This window comes from Arthrobacter sp. Soil_C_60 (assembly GCF_057656375.1).
Genome location: NZ_JBDGKM010000009.1, coordinates 131809 through 149233 on the forward strand (window position 1 = coordinate 131809; position 17425 = coordinate 149233).

Here is a 17425-nt window from a genome sequence, read left to right on the forward strand (position 1 = left end):
TCAGGATGCGCTGGGACCGGTAGGCCAGCGCAGCAGCGCGGCCACCTTGGTTCCTTCCGACAACACACCGGACGGCACGAGGGAAACCTTCGCGTCCGTCAGGGCTGCGGCCCGCACCATGGCTGCCGGCGCCGAAATGGTTCCGAGCACCTGGCCGTCCAGCGCGTTGGCCTTCTCCGTGGCGATCCACGGTTCCTTGTCCAGGGCCAACGCTTCATGGTCTCCGAGCGCGGCGTCCTCAAGGATCAGCCGTTCCACCTGGGCCTGTTGCAGTGCCGTCACCACATTGCCGTAGCCGGTTGTGGACTCCGGGTTGTCCTGGCCCTGCTGCATTTCCAACCGGCTCAGAATTTCCTGCTGCTGCTGTGCCCAGACCTCTGCCACCAGCCGGGAGACTTCCTCCTGGAAAACTTTCTGGTCTGCGCCGCCGGTGCGGGTATGCGACTCCACCGTTGCTTCGATGGACCGGCTCGCTTCGGAGAGCTGGTTGACTACGAGTTCGCGTGCCCGGATGTCGCCGGCGACGACAAGCAGCCGGGGCCGGCAGGTACTGACAACGCGGTCAATGGCACCGGCGATCTCGTCCGCGTTCTTGCGCCAGATCTCTTCCGTCCGGTGCTGGCGCCTGCCTTGCTCCCAACCGCCGGTCGGGACTTTCTTCAGGTTTTCCTTCGAACCTTCAACGGCATGTTCCTCGGCCACCCCGTTGCGGCGCGCATACTGCAGCCGGATCTCGCCGCCGTCACGTCCCACTTCGGCCACTATGTAGGGAAAGTCATCCCCGCGCTGCTTCATCAGCGGGACCAAATCCGGCACGCTGTCCACGGAAATCTTCTCCGGTCCGGCCAGCGGCCCGGGCAGGATCTCATTGACTTCAATGTTGCCGTCGCGGACCAGCACAAAGCGGCTGACCGGGGAGGGCACGCCCGTTGCCGGGGAAATCGCCTCCTCGACGGCCTTCAGGTCCTGCTTGGAAATGCCTTGGCCCGAGAGCACTTCGCGGACCCGGTCCGGCAGGACGTCCCCTGCCCTCAAGGTGTCCACGGTGCCGGTACTGGCGTCAACGTAAACGGTGGTCCACGGTCCGCTCTTTTTGAACAGTTCCGCGTAGGTATTGAGCTGCTCGGCCATTAGCGGTCTCCACCATCCTTTTCTGCCCTGTCAGCTTTGCCCTGCTGGGCATTCCTGATGGCTGAATCGTTCCGTATGGCATCGAGCACTTCGGGACTGTCCGTCTCGTCCGGGAAGGGTTCTGTCTCGCGGAATTCTTCTGCGTGTCCTGGTTTGCTGCCCTGGATCAGACTCTGGTCTTCATGTTTCATCTGGTCGTCCAGCTCGGAACCGTGTTTGTTACTGCCCCGCTCTACCATGGTGATCTCCTTCCCACGCGGCGTACCGCGCGCTGTATCGATCGGTAATCCTCACCGTAGCACCGGCTCCAACCCCGTGGAAGGGCCCGTCCCACAACCGTAGGACCGTAGGCAGAATCGGCAGAAAACGTCCGCGGCATGCCAAGATCCGGGCGGAAATGTGCTCCTGTAGAGGGACACGTCGGGGCCGCCAGCGGCTGCTCTGCGGCAGGACAACGACGGCGGCAAGTTGCGCCGTCGTTGGTTGGCCTGCGGTGTTAGGCGCCGCTGCCCCAGGCCTCGGCCAGCAGCCGGTAGGAGTTTTCGCGTACCTGCCGGTCGTAGGCGTAGGTGACGACCATCAGCTCATTGACGCCGGTGTCCTCGATGAGTTCGCGGAGCTCGGCGCTGACCGTTTCCGCGGTTCCGACCGCCCCCGCGGAAAGCCGCGCCTGCACCATTGCTGCTTCACGCGGATCCCAGTCCGCCATGGCGTCCGCCCGCGGCGGCTGGACCGGACGGCGTCCGCTGGTGATGATGTCCCGGACCACCTGCTGATGCGAGGAGAACTGGAACGCGGCTTCCTCGGCGGACTCCGCCACCAGCACGTTCACTCCGGCGATCACGTACGGCTGGTCGAGCTGGGCGGTTCCGGCGTCGGGATCGAAGTACTGCTTGTAGACGGCGATGGCCTCATGCAGCGATTCCGGCGCGAAGTGCGAAGCCGCGGCAAAGGGCAGGCCCAGCTGACCGGCGACGGCCGCCCCGGAGGTTGAGGAGCCCAGCACGCACATGGGCACCTGGGCGTCCCGGGCGGTGAGGGCGCGCACGGCCAGGCCTTCCTGCGAGCCGAAGAAGGCCTGCAGCTCTACGATTTCGCCGGCGAAGGCCTGGCCGGAAGAGTCGCCGCGGCGGAGCATGGCGGCGGTGCGCGGATCGGTCCCCGGCGCCCTGCCCAGTCCGAGGTCGATCCGGTCCGGATACATCCTCGCGAGGGTGCCGAACTGCTCGGCGACCACGAGCGGCGCGTGGTTAGGCAGCATAACGCCGCCGGAACCGACGCGGATGCGGGACGTGCGGGACGCGGCGAGGCTGATCAGCAGGGCGGTTGCGTTGCTGACTACGCCTTCATTGTTGTGGTGTTCGGCAAACCAGTAGCGCCGGTAGCCGGCGGCGTCGGCAACCTCGGCCAGCCGGGCGCTGGCCTCGATGGCCTCCGCCACGCTCTGGCCTTGGGAGACCGGGGCCAGGTCCAGCACGGAGAGAGGGACAGCGGAACGGAGGGCAAAGGCGTCAGTCACCCGGCCGATCTTACCGGCGGAACCAATCGGCCGGGTGCTGCCCGCCGCTGCTGTTACAGCGGATTACCGCGCTTACGTTCTGCAGTTACCGGACTGAGCGGGTTTACCAGGCTTACCGGGCAAGGTACTCCTTGTGCTGCTTGTGGGCCTCGGCCACCTGGGCACGGATCCGGTCCACGTCCTTGGCCTTGTTCCGGTACTTCGGCTCCATGTGTTCGATCTGCCGCTCTTCCTCGCGCAGCGCGTTGTAGATGCGCTCGCGCTCCGCCGGGTCCGCGGTGTAGCTGAGATCCAGGTAGTTGACCGCATGCCGGCGGGCGTTGTTGATGGCTGTCTGGGCCTTGCCGGCCTTGCTCAGCAGCGACGCCACGATGGTCACGACCAGCACACCGATGATAACGGTAAGTGACAGGCTAGTGGAGATCTCGACGACCGGAACCGGCTGGCCGCCGTTGACGAACGGCAGGTTGTTTTCGTGCAGGGCGTGCAGGATCAGCTTGACCCCGATGAAGGCGAGGATCGCGGCCAGGCCGTAGGACAGGTAGATCAACCGGTCCAGCAGGCCGTCGATCAGGAAGTACAGCTGGCGCAGGCCCATCAGCGAGAACGCCGTGGCGGTGAAGACAATGTAGACGTTCTGCGTCAGGCCGAAGATGGCCGGAATCGAGTCCAGCGCGAACAGGATGTCCGTTCCGCCGATGGCCACCATGACCAGCAGCATGGGGGTCAGGACCTTCTTGCCGTTCTCCACGGTGAACAGCTTGTCGCCGTCGTATTCCTCGGACGTGTGGAAGAACTTGCGGGCCAGCCGGATCATGAAGTTGTCGGCTTGGCCGCCGCCGTGGTCCGGCTTGATCAGGTTGCCCGCGGTGATCAGCAGGATCAGGCCGAAGGCGTAGAACACCCAGGCGAAGGAGTTGATCAGCGCGGCGCCGAGGAAGATGAAGCCGGTGCGGGCGATCAGCGAGAACACGATGCCGAACAGCAGCACCTTCTGCTGGTCCTCGCGCGGGACCCGGAAGCTGGCGATGATGATCAGGAAGACAAACAGGTTGTCCACCGAGAGCGCCTTCTCCGTGATGTACCCGGCGAAATATTCCGAGCCCATCGCGGTGCCGCCGTAGATCAGGACAAGAATGCCGAAGATGATGGCGATGCCCACGTAGATGGCGGACCAGATGGCCGCTTCCTTCAGCTGCGGAACGTGCGCTTTGCGGATGTGGAAGAAGTAGTCGAAGGCCAGCAGGGCCAGGATGACCACTATGGTGATGCCCCAGATCAGGGGAGTAACAGTCAAGGTATTCCTGCTTTCGTAAGGTGGGTAGCAGTGAGCCGAGTAAGTCTCTCCGCCCGCCGTCCGGCTGGCCGCTGCACCCGGCAAGGCATCGGTGCCTGACGTGTTGACGTGTGCAACGCTTGGAATACTCCCTTACGCATTTTTCATTCTAACGTCGGTTTCAACAAGAGACGAATCTGTGGCCGGCGCCGGTGGGTGGATTCTTTATTGGATGCCCTCTGCACCGCCCGGTCATTGCGCAGATCAGGGCCAGTGTGTCACGGCAATAGGCGCGCGGCCCGCCCTATCGATCCACAGGGAAAGTAGTTGGATCGGCGAAAAGTGCTTGGGGGCGCTTTAGCACCAGGTAATGGGGTTGCTTGACCAAGTGCTGGCCCGGTTTTGCGCGGCTACAGGTGACTACGCGACTCTACGGCGGAGTCAGGTGCCGTCGCTATTGCGGCCGCGCTTCTTCTTGTCCGCGCTGAGTCTGCCGGCGCCGATGGCAGCACCGACGGCAACTCCGACGACGATCCACCACCACTGGCCGGCTATCGTCGACAGCACAACACCAAGCAAAATCCCGAAGATCAGCCCCATAATCAGCGGGTCGGTTCCGGGTTTGCGGCCTCTGGATCCCTCAGCCATTGTCCCAAGGTAGCAGTGCCGAAGGTTGCTGTCAGCAGGTCCGCGTCTCGCGGGCGACTATGCGGCATCCCCTATGCACGATGTGCCGCCTGTGAAACCCTAGGGGCATGGACAGAGCCGACTTGGAACAAGCCGTGCGGCTTGCCACCGACACCGAACGGGCGGCGGCTGCGGAGTACCGGCAAGAAATTCTGGCAAGCGAGGCGGACGGCAGTGCCACGCTCACGCCGAAGGGCCGCGAGTGGGTTATTGCCTACGACGAACTGGCCGCGGCACAGGATGCCTTGGAAGCCGACCAGCGCTAACCGGCCGTTAGCCAACCGACCGTTACCGACGAGGAAAGGCATCAATGTCTTACTTTCTGGAATACGTGATCCCAACAGGCCAGGGCGATGGGGACTATGAGTTCCCGGTCAGCGAAGAGCACCGCGGGTACACCGTCCCGCTGACCGAGGTTGACGCGGAGGTTGTCCACACCGACCGGTTGCCCGTCCGCACCGAGGTTTTCGGCGCCAGCCTGGACGAAGCCAAGACCGCAGCGGAAGAAATCCTCAGCAACAGCAAGGCCAGCCAGGCATCCCTCTATGACGATCCGACCGAATCCATGCAGACCGGTGCCGGCACCCTGATCGCCAGCTATGCGCAGGGCAGCGGCTGGCAGGAGCAGGCACGGTAGCAAGTCGGGCTAAAGCTACTCGTCGAGGATGACCTCGGATGCTTCGGTGGACCGGTCCGTCACCGTAGTCGGCGCTTCCAGGTGCACCGCGCCGGAGGGCAGGATCCCCGCTCCGCCGTAGCGCTCCATGACCCGCAGCTGCGCGACCACGTCCTCACCGGCATGGGCGGCCGGCAGCTCCTTCCAGAACTCGAAGCCGCCGCACTCAACCAGCTTGGCTCGGTCGTACAGCACGCAGCCGCCAACCCAGGCCACCTTGTACAACCGCCACTCGCCGTCGGGAATCTCCAACGACCGGGCGATGTGGGTCAGGTTCGCCGCGTTGTGCAGCGTCCAGCGGGCGAACCGTTCATCCGTCCGGCGCACCCGCTCCGGCTCAACGGTCCCCTCCCATAGTTCAAAGGGCTCCTGCTCCTGAGGCCGCTCGTCGTCCAGGTAGGAGAGCCCCTGGACGGCGGCGCCGATGAACCCGCAGCCCGCCTCGCGGATGGCGGCGTGCATCCGTGCCAGCAGGCCCGGCTCCAGCCAGATGTCATTGTCCACGAACAGCACCAGCGGCGCGTTGGCGAGGCCCAGCAGGAAATCCCGCTGCTCCGCCATGCCCTGCCGGGGCAGATGCCGCTCCAGCTGGACCTTGCGGCCCTGGGCCCTGAGTACCCGGACCATTGCGGCGACCGCCGGATGGCCCCAGGTGGGATCGCCGTCGGTCTGGTCGCTGATGGTCACCGAGAACGCTGGCCCGTCCTGGGCGGCAAGTCCGGCCAGCGTCACGGCCAGTTCCGCCTCGCGCCCGTAGGTAGGGATCAGTACGTCCACGTCGGCGTGGGGCTCCTCGGGCACCGGGAGCGCCCACTGCCCCGAGTGCCTGCGCGTCATGCCCGTTCCGCTTCTTCGGCCACGGGTCCGGCCGCAGCTGCGCCAGTAGCCCCGTCTGTGACGGTGGCTTTGGCCGGGGCTGCGCCCGCACCCGTGCCGTTGCCGGTGCCGGTGCCGGTGCCGGTGCTGCGGATGCGCCGCACTACCGCCGTCGTCGAATGCTCGGAGACGTAATCCAAGATGCTGACCTGTCCCCCGTACGCTTCCACCGCAGGCGTTTCCTCGAGCATCTGCGGCGAATAGTCCCCGCCCTTGGCATAGATGTCCGGTTTGACGGCCTCGATCAGCGGGATGGGGGTGTCCGTGTCGAACACGGTCACGTAATCCACGCAGCTCAGCGCCGCGATGATGCCTGCCCTGTCCCCCACCGGATTGATCGGCCGGTCCGGGCCCTTGAGCCGGCGCGCGGATTCGTCGCTGTTGAGCGCGACCACGAGCACGTCGCCCAGCTGTTTGGCCTGGTTCAGGTAGCGCGTGTGCCCGCGGTGCAGCACATCGAAACAGCCGTTGGTCAGCACGATCCGCCGTCCCGCGGCCCGCTCGTCGCCAAGCCGCCGGGCCAGTTCCGCCGCGTCCAAGGCAGTGTCGCTGAAGCTGCCCAGGTGCCCGGCCAGGTCCGCCGTGCTGCATACCGAGGTGCCGGGTCGGTGGACGACGACGTCGGCCGCGGCCTGCGCAAGATCCAAGCAGGTGGTCAGCTGCAGCCCGGCAGCCCGTGCGAGCGTCAGGCAGGCCACAAACGTGTCGCCCGCGCCGGATGCCTGCTTCTCGGTAACGGGACGGGCCCACGTGCGGTGCGTGCCGCCGTCGTTGTTGAGCAAAATGGTGCCGTCCCGGTCAAGGGTAACGACGGCGGAGCGGGCGCCCGCCGCTTCGAGCAACTGCCCGCCGCTCGCGGCGACCAGGCCCGCCCGGTCCGAGTCCGGTTCGAAGGCGATGCCGAGGAGCCCGGCGGCTTCGCCGGCATTGGGCGTGACCAGATCCGGCTGCACCTGCGCCCAGGGCCGCGGATCGTGCGCGTCCACCACCGTCAGCCGATCGCCCCGGAGGGCCGCCAGGGTTTCGCGCACGGCACCGCCGAGGGCGCCGGAGCCGTAGTCGCAGACAACCACGGCGGCACTGGCCAGCAGCGACTGCGGCACCGCGGCGGCCAGCTGCTCCACCGCGTCCACCGGCATCCGCTGGGTCTGTTCGTCCATCCGCAGCATGATCTGGTCCCCGCCGATCACGCGGTACTTCGTGGTGGTGACGACCTCAGGATGTTCGATGAGACCGGCGACGTCCACGCCGGCACCGGCCAGCAGCTCCCGCAGCCGGCGTCCGGCCTCGTCGCTGCCGGTCAGCCCGACAATCCGTACCTGCGCGCCGAGCGCGGCAAGGTTCATGGCGGTGTTGGCGGCGCCGCCGGGGGCATACTCGCGCCGGAACATGTCCACCACCGGGGCCGGCGCCTCGCGGCAGAAGCGCTCGATCCGGCCGGTGAACCAGCCGTCCAGCATCACGTCGCCGAGCACAGTGATCTGCGGGGCCGCCTCGGCCAGGCGCTGCGGCAGCCAGTCAGCGAGTCCGGAAATGCCTTCCAGCGAGCTCATCGCCTCACCCCGCCCGGCAGGCCGACGTGGACCACCTTGACCTGGGTGAATTCGTCCAGCAGCTCCGGGCCGTAGCCGAAACCGTGGCCGCTGTCCTTGCGCGGCTGGGCCGAACCGCCCGGCGCGCCGCCGAAGACGGCATTGATCTTGACCGTGCCGACCGGCAGCGCTGCCACCGACTGATGGGCATGCGCCATGTCGGCCGTCAGCACGGTGGCGGCCAGGCCGTACCGTCCGGCGGCCGCACGCTGCAGCCCCTCGTCGAAGCTGTCCACCACGGACACCGGTGCCACCGGCCCGAAGGTCTCCTCGGCCATGATGGTCATGTCCTCGCTGCAGCCCAGAAGCACGGTGGCCGGATAGTGCGCGCCCGGCCCCTCGGGCAGCCCGCCGCCTTCCGTGGCCTTCGCGCCGGCGGCCAGCGCCTGGGCAACCTGGGCGTGGACTTCATCGCGCAACCGGGTATCCACCAGCGGCGCGAGCTGCTGTCCGGTATTGCGCTTGCGGGCCTCCTCGGCGAGGGCGCTGCAGAAGGCATCGGCGATGTCGCGGTGCACGTAAATCCGTTCCACCGAGGTGCAGATCTGGCCGCTGTTGGCGAAGGCCCCGATGGCCGCCTGTTCCGCCGCCCACGCCGGGTCCACGCCGGCGTCCACCAGCAGCGGATCGTTGCCGCCGTTTTCGCGGATCACATGCGCGCCGGTCAGCGCCGCCGCCTGCGCGATCCTCGTCCCGGTGGCGCTGGAGCCGACATGGGCGAAAACGTCGACGCCGGGATGGTTGGTCAGCGCCGAGCCCACCTGCGGTCCACCGTTGAGCGTGATCAGGACGTCCGGCGGCAGCACGGCCGCCAGCACCTCCCCGAGGAGGGCGCCCAGGTGCGGGCAGCGCTCGCTCGGCTTGTGCACCAGGGTGTTGCCGGTGACCAGTGCGGCGCCCAGCAGTCCCGCTGCGACGGCGACCGGATCGTTCCACGGGGTCAGCAGGACCGCGACGCCCCTAGGCTCGGCCACGGTGTAGTCGGCGGCCATTCTCGAACCGCGCAGGCTCAGCCCGCGGTGTACCGGGGCCACTTCCGCGTACTGCCGCAGCGTTGCCGCCCCGGCTTTAACACCTTCCAGGGCCTCGGCCTCCGGCCGGCCGGTTTCGCGTGCGTTCAGCTGCGCCAGCCGTTCGGCGTTGTCGTTCAGCGCAGCGGCCGCCGCGTGCAGCAGTTCGCCGCGGGCTGCCGGGTCCATGGCCGCCCAGTCCGGCTGTGCGGCGCGGGCGGCGGCAACCGCCTGGTTCACTTCCTCGGGGCGGGCCTCCGGCACGCTGCCCACCAGGCTGCCGTCGCGTGGATCGTGAATGGTGATGGCTGCGTCGGCTGACGCGTTTTCCTGCCGCAGGACTGTCTCGGAACCGGTTGTCATATCGCTCCTTTTCCAGATTGGCCCGGCCGCACCCAAAAGTGCCGCCGGACAAAGCGTTCTGCTTCACTCCGTACCCCGTTGCCTGCCCATTCAGACACGCAGGATCCAACCTCTTTGAAGCACTGGTCAGCGGCGCAGAAGCGCTTTAGGGTGAAGCTCAGAACAGATACTGCCGATGTCCGCCGGCGAAGATGGAGGTACAGATGGAACAGGAAATCGACGTCAACGAAGTGGCCACCGGCGGAGCGGACTTTGGCGGCGAGCGGCTCGCTACAACGGCGGGGCAGGGCCTCGTCGGCCCGCTGCTGGGACGGTTCGACGGCGTAAAGAAGATCGCGGTGCTGCGCGGCGGCGGACTCGGCGACCTGATGTTTGCCGTGCCGGCCATGCAATCGCTGGCTGCCGCCTATCCGGAGGCGACCATCACGCTGCTCGGGGCACCGCTGCATGCGGCGCTGCTGGGCGGCCGGCCGGGTCCGGTGGACCGGGTGGAGGTGCTGCCCTTTGCGGAGGGCGTGCGGCCGGGGCCCGAGGACCCGGCGGCGGTGGAAGAGTTCCTGGCCCGGATGCGGGCAGAGCGTTTCGACCTGGCCGTCCAGCTCCACGGTGGCGGCCGCTTTTCCAACCCGTTCCTGCTCCAGCTTGAAGCCCGGCACACCGTGGGCACCCGGACCGAAGATGCCGCGGCGCTGGAACGGACCGTCCCGTACCTCTATTACCAGCACGAAGTGCTCCGCGCGCTCGAAGTGGCCGGCCTCGCCGGCGCCGCCCCGGTGGCCCTGCAGCCCCAGCTGGCGGTGCTGCCCGAGGAAGAGGCGGCGGCTGCCGGCCTGCTGGACGCCGGCCGGCCCTCGCTGGTGACCATCCACCCCGGTGCCTCGGACCAGCGGAGGCAATGGCCGCCGTCGTACTTTGCGCAGGTCGCCGCGTGGGCGGCGCAGGATGGCTGCCAGGTCCTCCTGGTCGGGGGCTCGGAGGATGTGGATTTGGCGGACAACGTAATTGCCCAGGCGCAGGAACTAATGCACGACGCCGGGAGCATCCGTTCCGTGGCCGGGCAGTTGGGGCTCGGGGAACTGGCCGCGTTGCTGCGCGCCAGCGACGTCATGCTGGGAAACGACAGCGGGCCGCGGCATCTGGCCCAGGCCGTGGGCACGCCCACCGTCGGGATCTACTGGGCCGGGAACATGATTATGGCCGGCGCGCTGGGACGGACCGTGCACCGGGTCCATATGTCCTGGATGACGCACTGCCCGGTCTGCGGATCCGATCTGACGCAGGTCGGCTGGACCGCCGAGCGCTGCGAACACGAGTTTCCGCTGACCGAGCAGATACGCCCCGAAGACGTCTACTCGGACGTCCGCCAGCTTAGGGCCACGAGTCTTCTTCTTCGTGGCAAATAACCATCTCGCGTACCTCGCAGCCCTTCGGCTGTGAGAGTGCGAAGAGGATGGCCTCGGCCACCCGTTCGGGATCGTTGAGCCGCGAGTCGTCCTGCGGCTTGTACTGCTCCGTCCGGTCGTCGAAGAAGCGGGTCTTCATGCCGGCCGGAATCATGGTGGTGACGCCGATCTGCCCGCGGGTCTCCGCCGCGAGCGCGCGGCTGAAACCGACGACGCCGAACTTCGACGCGCAGTAGGCGGTGGCATCCGAGACCGCCTTGATGCCCAGCGACGAAGCCACAGTGATGACCCGCCCATGCGTAGCCATCAGGTGCGGCAGCGCGGCGCGGACCACGGAGACCGTGCCCATCAGGTTCACACCGATCACCTTGTCCCATTCGTCCGCCGGGACGTCTTCCAGCCGGCCGCAGCGGTCGATGCCTGCCGCGGTGACCACGGCGTCCAGCCCGTCCAGCGTTTCCGCCGCCTGCTGCACCGCCGCGGTGACGGCCTCGCGGTCGGACACATCGACTTCCAGGCACTTCACGCCGGAGACGCGGCTGACATCGCGGTCCAGCACCACCGGGGTGCCGCCGGCTTCGCGGACCGCTTCGACGACGGCGGCACCGAGGCCGGAGCCACCGCCGGTGACCAGCACGCGGCCGGGGTTGTAGGGATTCGTGATGGATTCTGCTGATTTCATCTGTTCCTCCTAATGGACGTGGATGGTCTTGTTGGCTAGCCGACCTTGGCCAAGGCGGCGGCCAGCCGGGTGGTGGAGCGGGCCGGATGGTAGGGAACCGTCACGGCACGTCCGCCCCAGGTCTGCAGCAGTGCGGCTTCGGGCAGCTGGTCCGCCGTGTAGTCCCCGCCCTTGACCCAGAGGTCCGGCCGCAGCTGTTCCAGTGCGGCCTCCGGGGTCTGCTCGTCGAAGACCAGCACCGCGTCCACGCACTCCAGCGAGAGCAGCAGTTCGGCGCGGTCCTGCTGGCCCATGATGGGACGGTCTTCGCCCTTGAGCCGTGTGACCGAGGCGTCCGAGTTGAGGCAGACGATCAGGCAGTCGCCCAACCCGCGGGCGGCGGCCAAGGTCCGGGCATGGCCGGCGTGCAGCAGGTCGAAGCAGCCCCCGGTCGCCACCACGGTGCCGCCGGCTTCCCGCGTCTGCCGGGCCACCCGCAGCGCATCCACGCCGCCGCCGTGCAGCTGCTCCGGCGCGGCTTCTTCACGCAGACTGGCCACCCCGCCGGCGGCGAGGAAGGCGGCCGCCTGTTGCACGGCGCCCTCGGCCGCCGCCGGCAGCGGCTGCCCGCCCATCAGCCCGACGGCGAGCGCGCCGGCAAAGCGGTCACCGGCTCCGCAGGGGTCCCCCGCCTGCACCTTGGGGGCAGGGATGACCTGCGGCAGGCCGTCGTCGGCCAGGACCAGTGCGCCGGCACCGCCGAGCGTGACGATTACCGAGCCGCAGTGCCAGGCACGGCGCAGTTCCTCAGCCGCCAGGGCAGCCTCGCGCGCTCCGCCGTCCTGTTTCGTGGAGAGCCCGGCTGCCCGGATCGCCTCCGGCAGGTTGGGCGTGACCGCGGTGACGCCGGGTACCGGCGTGCTTCCGGAAGGATGCGGGTCCCAGACCACGGGCACCCTGCCGGCCAGCTCCTGCAGGAGTTCACGCAGCCGGGTATTCGCGGCCAAGCCCCGTCCATAGTCCGCCACGACCACGGCGTCGGCCTGTTCGAGGGCGGCGAGCATTCCGTCGGTCACGTCGGGGATCTTCACCTCGCCGCAACCCTCGTCAAACCGCACAACGCACTGGCCGGCGGCACGGATCCGGGTCTTCACCGGTGTGGGTGCGCCAGAGGGACCGGCAACAACTTCTATCCCTTCAAGGGCGCCGCGCAGCTGCCCGGAGGCGCCGTCGTCGGACAGCACGGTGACCAGCCGGACGGCGTGCCCGTCGCGCTCCAGCATCCGTGCCACCAGCCCGGCACCGCCGGCCCGGTAGTCCGTCTCTGCCACATCCACCACGGGCACCGGCGCATCCGGGGAAAGCCTGCTGGCGTCGCCGTGCACATCGGCATCTAGCAGCACATCGCCGACCACCACAATGTTCTTCCGGCTCATGGATGCCTCCTTCTGTCCGTACTTCGCGGACTGGCCGTGCGGCCCGGGCCGGCCGAGGTTGCGCCGGCCGCGGTTTCGGCCGCACGGCGCCGGGACACCTCGGCGTCAAACGCCCGGCAGATGGCGTGCAGGGCCATCAGGTGCCCCTCCTGCACATTGGCCGGCAGCGCATCGATGGCGATGTAGTCGTCACAGATCCTGGTCAGCGGATTCGGGGCGCTGCCGGTCAGCGCCCAGGTGGTCACGCCCAGGCTGCGGGCGGCCTCTACCGCGTTGAGCAGGTTGGCACTTTTCCCGCTGGTGGTCAGCAGCACCAGCACATCCCCCTCGCGCCCGTGGCCGCGGACCTGCCGGGCGAAGAGCTGGTCGAAGCCGTAGTCGTTGCCGATGGCGGTGACCGCGGAGGTTTCCGCATGCAGCGAGATGGCAGAGAACGCCTCCCGCTCGCCGTCGAAGCGGCCCACCAGCTCTGCGGTCAGGTGCTGCGCCTCCGCGGCGGATCCGCCGTTTCCGGCCGCGAGCAGCCGCTGCCCGCCGAGCAGCCGGTCCGCCAGGTCGATGCCCCAGGCCGCGAGCTGCGGGGCCTGGCTGCGCAGGGAGTCGACGGCCGGAGCCACCTGCCCCAGATGCGCCAGCACCGCGTCCAGGCCCTCAACCGTTTCCTCCCCTGCGGCGTCCTGGCGCCCCGGGCCGGGAACAGCGGAAGGCACGACGGCGGGACTCGGCACCGGGACAAGGGCCGGCCCCGGCGGCCGGACGTAGCTTTCCGGCTCCGCCTGCGTCCGGCCGGCGGTCTGGCTGCGTGCGGTTGCCTGCCTGCCGCCCGTCTGGGTGGTGATCGATACAGGTCTCACAGTGCTTCCCCTTCCAGCTGGCGCAGTGCCCCGCTCAGGGCACCGGAGTTCCGGGCCAGGTTGTAGGCCTTTTCGGTATCGGCGGCCACGCGGTCCCAGGAGTAACGGGTGCGGACCCGCTTCCGGCCGGCCCGGCCCAGCTCCTGGGCCAGCTGCGGATCCCGCAGCAGCTCTGCCAGCGCGCAGGCCACCGCTTCAGGGTCCTTCGGCGGCACCTGCAGACCGGTCTTGCGGTCCACCACCGTGTCGATCAGACCGCCCACCGAAGCCGCGACCACCGGAACGCCGCACGCCATGGCTTCCAGCGGCACGATGCCGAACGGCTCGTACCAGGGCACGCAGACCACGGCGTCGGCGCTGCGCAACACGGTGGGGATCTTGTCCTGCGGGATCTGGCCGCGCAGCACCACCTGGTCCGCGACACCGAGCTCGCCGGCCAGCTCCATCAAACGCTGCGCTTCGGGGTCCCCGGCCAGCCCATCCGGCCCGGAAGCTCCGCCGACAACCAGCAGTTCGACGTCGTCAATCCCTTGGTCTTTCAGCAGCCGCAGCGCGCGGACCACCAGGTCAACACCCTTGCGCGGCACCAGCCGGCCCACACTCATGATCCGGTGGCGGCGGCCGCGCGGCTCGACGTCGCCGGTGGCGCCGAACAGCTCCAGATCCACCCCGCAGGGGGCAATGGAGATGTTGCTCCGGGGCACGCCCATGGCGGTCAGTTCGAAGACCTCGTCGGAGCAGGTGGCGATGATGCGGTCTACATTGCGTCCCACGGACGGTTCCAGCCAGGCGCGCTGAGCGGGGCTGGTGTCCTGCACGCCCTGGTGCCGGCGCTTGACCGTGCCGAGGGCGTGGAAAGTCTGCAGCACGGGCACCGGGTAACCGGAACCGTAGTTGCGCCGGGCAGCGTCGAGGGCGGCCACGCCGGACATCCAGAAATGGCCGTGGACGATATCCGGCGGGTTGCAGTCCCAGTCCGCGGAGATTCCGTCCGCCAGCTGGCCCATGAACGGCAGCAGTTCGTCCTTGGACACCTGCTCGGGCGGTCCGGCATCGATATGGACCACTTCCACGCCGGGCCGCATCCGCACTCGTGTGGGCAGGGCCGCATTGTCCCGCCGCGTATAAACGGTGATGGAGTGCCCGCGCTTGGCCAGGGAGGCAGAAAGGGCGGCGACGTGCACGTTCTGGCCGCCGGCGTCCACTCCTCCCAGTACGGCCAGCGGGCTGGCGTGTTCGGAAACCATGGAAATCCTCACAGCTCTCTCCTCTCGTTCGCTGCAATAACCCTGCCGGCGTGTGTCCTTGTTTCGGCCAGGACCGCGTCCCAGTTGTCCAGGAAGGCGGCCAGTCCGTGGCGCTGCAGCACGGTTTCGCGTGCCACCGCGCCGCGGGCCCGGGCCTCCTCGGGTTCCTGCACCAGCCTTGCCGCTTCCCGGCGCAGTTCGTCCACACTCGTGGAGATGGCGCCGGCCTCCGGCGGGACCGCACGGGCCGCTTCGGTGGTGGCCAGCGCGATGACCGGCATGCCCAGGTGCATGGCTTCCAGCAGGGCCAGGCCCAGCGAGGTCCAGCGCAGCGGATGCACGTACGCGCGGCAGCGCGCCAGTTCGGCATGCAGCAGCTTGCCGGGCAGGTCGCCGCGGACGGTCAGCTGGTCAGGTCCCAGCCCGGTTGCCGAGGCGAGTTCGTCCGTGCCCATGCCGAAGACTTCCAGATGGCCGGCCAGCGCGAACTCGGGCAGCAGGTCCGTACCGGTCACCCGCCAACGGCGGACAGGTTCGTTGACCACCACGGCCAGATGGTCCAGTTCGCCGGTATAGAGGTGCCCGGGGTCCACCACGCCGTGCTCGATCACCGTGGTGGGCGCGGTGCCGCAGTCCCAGAACAGCCGGTTGAAGTGGGTCACGTGCACCACCGGAATAGCTTGCTGGTCCGCCAGCGGGTGCAGCGAGTTGGGGACATCGCCCTTGGGCGTATTGTGCTCCAGGAAGACCGCGGGAATGTCGCGGCCCGGGCGCCTTCCCAGCAGCCGCTCGCATTCGGCCAGTTCCTCCGGCCGCTGCAGCACGACGACGTCGATATCCTCCTCGCGCAGGTCCTCCGGCGCGACGTCGCGGACATTTTCGGGCCAATCGCGGCCGGCCCGGCCCAGGCCCCAGGGTCCGCCGTCGGGCGTTGCGGGCAGCAGGTAGTCGTGGCGGCCGCGCACAAACGCGTCGGTCCAGCCGCCGTGGACGTGCCAAAGCAGTATTCTCATGCGTTCCTCGTCTCTCTGCGGGTGGGCAAGGACGTAACTCCGGTGGTCAGCCGCTGCACGGCCGCCACCACTTCTTCGGGTTCGACGCCGGACAGGCAGGGGTGGCCGGGCACCGGGCAGACGCGGGCGCGGCTGAGCCGGCATGGGGCGTTCTGGTCCCCCAGCAGTTCCAGCGGCACTTTGTACGGCGCCCAGCGCACGGCCGGAACCACCGGGGCGAAAAGACTGACCACGGGAGTTCCGACGGCGGCCGCCAGGTGCGCCGGACCGGTATTGCCGGTGACGACGGCGGAAGCACCGGCCAGCACTCCGGCCAGGCTGTGCAGGTCGGTCCGGCCGCCCAGATCGAGGGCGTCCGGGCCCGCCACCGTCGCGGTCAGTTCCGCCTCCGCGGGACCGCCCGTGACCACCACGCGGTAGCCGGCGGCGATGAGCAGTTCCACGGCGGCCGCATGGTGCAGCGGAGGCCAGGCCCTCGCCGGGACGGCCGCGCCGGGATGTACGACGATGTACCGATCGGTGCCAACCAGCCAGCCGACATCCGGAACGTCGCTCACGCGCAGCCGTCCGTCGTCGTTGGCCGGTAGACGGTAGCCCGCGGCCGCGGCGATCTGCAGCGCGCGCTCGGCCTCAGGCTGGTCTTCGGGAAAGTCTTCACCGGGCTTGAGCCGCACATCCAGCAGCGAACCGGCGTAGTCGGTGGACGCCGCGGCAATCCGTTCCACCCCGGCCAGCCGCAGCAGCATGGCCAGCGGGAGCGGGGACTGGTGGAATGACGTCAGGATCACGGCTTCTTCGATCTGGCGGCCACGCACCCAATCGCACAGTGCGGCCAGGTGGTCCTCGGTCACCGGCGGCGCCGGATCCATGATCCATGGGCTAGCCCAGGTGAATACGTCGGTAACGCCGGGCAGCAGCTGTGCCGCCGCGGTCCCCTGCGGCCCGCAGAGCATAAGGACCTCGTTGGGCCTGCCGGCTCTGCCGGCGGCGACGGCGCGGACGGCAGGACCTGCGAGCAGCACGTCCCCCGCACTGTCCAGCCTGGCTACCAGCACCCGGCTCATAGGCTGCCCCGCACCACGTCGGCATCCCGGACCAGGCCAGCGTCGCTGAGTTCATCATCCGGCAACCAGCCGGTTCCCAGCAGCAGCTCAAGGGCCGCGGCCAGATCCGGCGCGACCAGCTCCGCCGCGTCGATCTCCTCGGCACGTGTCACCGGAGTTGGCACCAGCACGCCGGTTGCTCCGGCGGCTGCCGCGGCCTCGACGTCGGCACCAATGTCGCCGATGAAAGCGACTTCGGACGGCTGCAGGCCGAGCCGGCGGCAGGCGCTGAGGATCATCCCCGGCGCCGGCTTCCGGCACTCGCAGCCGTCCACCGGCCCGTGCGGGCAGACTTCCCAGAGGTCGAACGGCCCCAGCAGTTCCTCCACCCGGGCGTTGACCGCGTCGACCTGCGGGCGTTGCAGCATTCCGCGGGCAATGCCGGACTGGTTGGTCAGCACGCCGCACCCCAGTCCGGCGCTGCGGACCGCGTCAAGGGCCTCGGCGGCGCCGGGCATCGGCCGGACCAGTTGCGGGTCCCCGTTGTACGGAACGTCCACCACCAAGGTGCCGTCCCGGTCGAAGAGGACGGCCCGCAGCGGATCAATAACCTGGCGACTCATACCAGCACTGTTCCC

General features: G+C 68.6%; 18 protein-coding genes. 3 read left to right on the forward strand and 15 right to left on the reverse strand.

Annotated elements, in window-relative coordinates:
• From AC3A4M_RS17390 to AC3A4M_RS17410, 5 genes are all read right to left on the reverse strand, one after another.
• Positions 1–1131 carry a baeRF2 domain-containing protein gene (locus AC3A4M_RS17390; RefSeq protein ID WP_498737255.1) on the reverse strand — a complete coding sequence of 377 codons (1131 nt, stop codon included), beginning with the start codon at positions 1129–1131 and terminating at the stop codon, positions 1–3.
• A complete protein-coding gene (locus AC3A4M_RS17395) occupies positions 1131–1370 on the reverse strand; it encodes a hypothetical protein (protein WP_498732230.1) in 240 nt (79 codons plus the stop codon). The genes AC3A4M_RS17390 and AC3A4M_RS17395 overlap by 1 nt, the downstream gene beginning before the upstream one ends.
• Positions 1371–1627: 257 nt before the next feature.
• Positions 1628–2650, reverse strand: coding sequence for an LLM class flavin-dependent oxidoreductase (locus AC3A4M_RS17400; protein ID WP_498737256.1), 1023 nt, complete (start codon positions 2648–2650; stop codon positions 1628–1630).
• A gap of 112 nt (positions 2651–2762) precedes the next feature.
• Positions 2763–3947, reverse strand: a complete 1185-nt coding sequence (locus tag AC3A4M_RS17405) for a TerC family protein (protein ID WP_498737257.1) — start codon at positions 3945–3947, stop codon at positions 2763–2765.
• 420 nt (positions 3948–4367) lie between these two features.
• Entirely contained in the window at positions 4368–4574 is a 207-nt protein-coding gene (locus AC3A4M_RS17410) for a hypothetical protein (RefSeq protein WP_498732234.1), read from the reverse strand.
• Between the two features lie 107 nt (positions 4575–4681).
• On the opposite strand from AC3A4M_RS17410, the gene AC3A4M_RS17415 reads away from it, so the two are divergent.
• Positions 4682–4879, forward strand: a complete 198-nt coding sequence (locus tag AC3A4M_RS17415; RefSeq protein ID WP_139186788.1) for a hypothetical protein — start codon at positions 4682–4684, stop codon at positions 4877–4879.
• 44 nt (positions 4880–4923) lie between these two features.
• On the forward strand, positions 4924–5250 hold the full coding sequence (locus AC3A4M_RS17420; protein WP_498737260.1) for a hypothetical protein: 327 nt from the start codon (positions 4924–4926) through the stop codon (positions 5248–5250).
• A gap of 15 nt (positions 5251–5265) precedes the next feature.
• On the opposite strand, the gene AC3A4M_RS17425 is transcribed toward AC3A4M_RS17420, so the two are convergent.
• The 3 genes from AC3A4M_RS17425 to AC3A4M_RS17435 are packed head-to-tail and all read right to left on the reverse strand — an operon-like array spanning position 5266 to position 9130.
• Positions 5266–6126 carry a glycosyltransferase family 2 protein gene (locus AC3A4M_RS17425; RefSeq protein ID WP_498737261.1) on the reverse strand — a complete coding sequence of 287 codons (861 nt, stop codon included), beginning with the start codon at positions 6124–6126 and terminating at the stop codon, positions 5266–5268.
• Positions 6123–7718 carry a D-glycero-beta-D-manno-heptose 1-phosphate adenylyltransferase gene (gene rfaE2, locus AC3A4M_RS17430; RefSeq protein WP_498737263.1) on the reverse strand — a complete coding sequence of 532 codons (1596 nt, stop codon included), beginning with the start codon at positions 7716–7718 and terminating at the stop codon, positions 6123–6125. The genes AC3A4M_RS17425 and rfaE2 overlap by 4 nt, the downstream gene beginning before the upstream one ends.
• Complete coding sequence (locus tag AC3A4M_RS17435; protein WP_498737265.1) at positions 7715–9130, reverse strand: aldehyde dehydrogenase family protein; 1416 nt, start codon at positions 9128–9130, stop codon at positions 7715–7717. The genes rfaE2 and AC3A4M_RS17435 overlap by 4 nt, the downstream gene beginning before the upstream one ends.
• A 203-nt stretch (positions 9131–9333) precedes the next feature.
• Here AC3A4M_RS17435 and AC3A4M_RS17440 point away from each other — a divergent pair, with 203 nt between their 5' ends.
• A complete protein-coding gene (locus tag AC3A4M_RS17440) occupies positions 9334–10533 on the forward strand; it encodes a glycosyltransferase family 9 protein (RefSeq protein WP_498737267.1) in 1200 nt (399 codons plus the stop codon).
• On the opposite strand, the gene AC3A4M_RS17445 is transcribed toward AC3A4M_RS17440, so the two are convergent.
• The 7 genes from AC3A4M_RS17445 to AC3A4M_RS17475 form a co-directional block, all read right to left on the reverse strand.
• A complete protein-coding gene (locus AC3A4M_RS17445; RefSeq protein ID WP_498737269.1) occupies positions 10499–11215 on the reverse strand; it encodes an SDR family oxidoreductase in 717 nt (238 codons plus the stop codon). The genes AC3A4M_RS17440 and AC3A4M_RS17445 overlap by 35 nt on opposite strands.
• 35 nt (positions 11216–11250) lie before the next feature.
• Positions 11251–12630 (reverse strand): PfkB family carbohydrate kinase, encoded by a 1380-nt coding sequence (locus tag AC3A4M_RS17450; protein WP_498737271.1) that lies wholly within the window; start codon positions 12628–12630, stop codon positions 11251–11253.
• A complete protein-coding gene (locus tag AC3A4M_RS17455; RefSeq protein WP_498737375.1) occupies positions 12627–13358 on the reverse strand; it encodes a D-sedoheptulose-7-phosphate isomerase in 732 nt (243 codons plus the stop codon). Before AC3A4M_RS17455 ends, AC3A4M_RS17450 begins: the two co-directional genes overlap by 4 nt.
• A 122-nt stretch (positions 13359–13480) precedes the next feature.
• Positions 13481–14743 (reverse strand): glycosyltransferase, encoded by a 1263-nt coding sequence (locus tag AC3A4M_RS17460; protein ID WP_498737273.1) that lies wholly within the window; start codon positions 14741–14743, stop codon positions 13481–13483.
• Positions 14740–15744, reverse strand: coding sequence for a glycosyltransferase (locus AC3A4M_RS17465; RefSeq protein WP_498737275.1), 1005 nt, complete (start codon positions 15742–15744; stop codon positions 14740–14742). The genes AC3A4M_RS17460 and AC3A4M_RS17465 overlap by 4 nt, the downstream gene beginning before the upstream one ends.
• On the reverse strand, positions 15741–16808 hold the full coding sequence (locus tag AC3A4M_RS17470; protein WP_498737277.1) for a glycosyltransferase family 9 protein: 1068 nt from the start codon (positions 16806–16808) through the stop codon (positions 15741–15743). Before AC3A4M_RS17470 ends, AC3A4M_RS17465 begins: the two co-directional genes overlap by 4 nt.
• Positions 16805–17410 (reverse strand): D-glycero-alpha-D-manno-heptose-1,7-bisphosphate 7-phosphatase, encoded by a 606-nt coding sequence (locus tag AC3A4M_RS17475; protein ID WP_498737279.1) that lies wholly within the window; start codon positions 17408–17410, stop codon positions 16805–16807. The genes AC3A4M_RS17470 and AC3A4M_RS17475 overlap by 4 nt, the downstream gene beginning before the upstream one ends.
• Between the last annotated feature and the right edge of the window lie 15 nt (positions 17411–17425).

Excerpts from the sequence above, each read along its gene's own strand:
- AC3A4M_RS17450 (WP_498737271.1), bottom strand. The coding sequence starts at position 12,630 with ATGAGCCGGAAGAACATTGTGGTGGTCGGCGATGTGCTGCTAGATGCC.
- AC3A4M_RS17475 (WP_498737279.1), bottom strand. The coding sequence starts at position 17,410 with ATGAGTCGCCAGGTTATTGATCCGCTGCGGGCCGTCCTCTTCGACCGG.
- AC3A4M_RS17415 (WP_139186788.1), top strand. The coding sequence starts at position 4,682 with ATGGACAGAGCCGACTTGGAACAAGCCGTGCGGCTTGCCACCGACACC.
- AC3A4M_RS17390 (WP_498737255.1), bottom strand. The coding sequence starts at position 1,131 with ATGGCCGAGCAGCTCAATACCTACGCGGAACTGTTCAAAAAGAGCGGA.
- rfaE2 (WP_498737263.1), bottom strand. The coding sequence starts at position 7,718 with ATGAGCTCGCTGGAAGGCATTTCCGGACTCGCTGACTGGCTGCCGCAG.
- AC3A4M_RS17440 (WP_498737267.1), top strand. The coding sequence starts at position 9,334 with ATGGAACAGGAAATCGACGTCAACGAAGTGGCCACCGGCGGAGCGGAC.
- AC3A4M_RS17425 (WP_498737261.1), bottom strand. The coding sequence starts at position 6,126 with ATGACGCGCAGGCACTCGGGGCAGTGGGCGCTCCCGGTGCCCGAGGAG.
- AC3A4M_RS17470 (WP_498737277.1), bottom strand. The coding sequence starts at position 16,808 with ATGAGCCGGGTGCTGGTAGCCAGGCTGGACAGTGCGGGGGACGTGCTG.
- AC3A4M_RS17465 (WP_498737275.1), bottom strand. The coding sequence starts at position 15,744 with ATGAGAATACTGCTTTGGCACGTCCACGGCGGCTGGACCGACGCGTTT.
- AC3A4M_RS17410 (WP_498732234.1), bottom strand. The coding sequence starts at position 4,574 with ATGGCTGAGGGATCCAGAGGCCGCAAACCCGGAACCGACCCGCTGATT.
- AC3A4M_RS17395 (WP_498732230.1), bottom strand. The coding sequence starts at position 1,370 with ATGGTAGAGCGGGGCAGTAACAAACACGGTTCCGAGCTGGACGACCAG.
- AC3A4M_RS17445 (WP_498737269.1), bottom strand. The coding sequence starts at position 11,215 with ATGAAATCAGCAGAATCCATCACGAATCCCTACAACCCCGGCCGCGTG.
- AC3A4M_RS17435 (WP_498737265.1), bottom strand. The coding sequence starts at position 9,130 with ATGACAACCGGTTCCGAGACAGTCCTGCGGCAGGAAAACGCGTCAGCC.
- AC3A4M_RS17420 (WP_498737260.1), top strand. The coding sequence starts at position 4,924 with ATGTCTTACTTTCTGGAATACGTGATCCCAACAGGCCAGGGCGATGGG.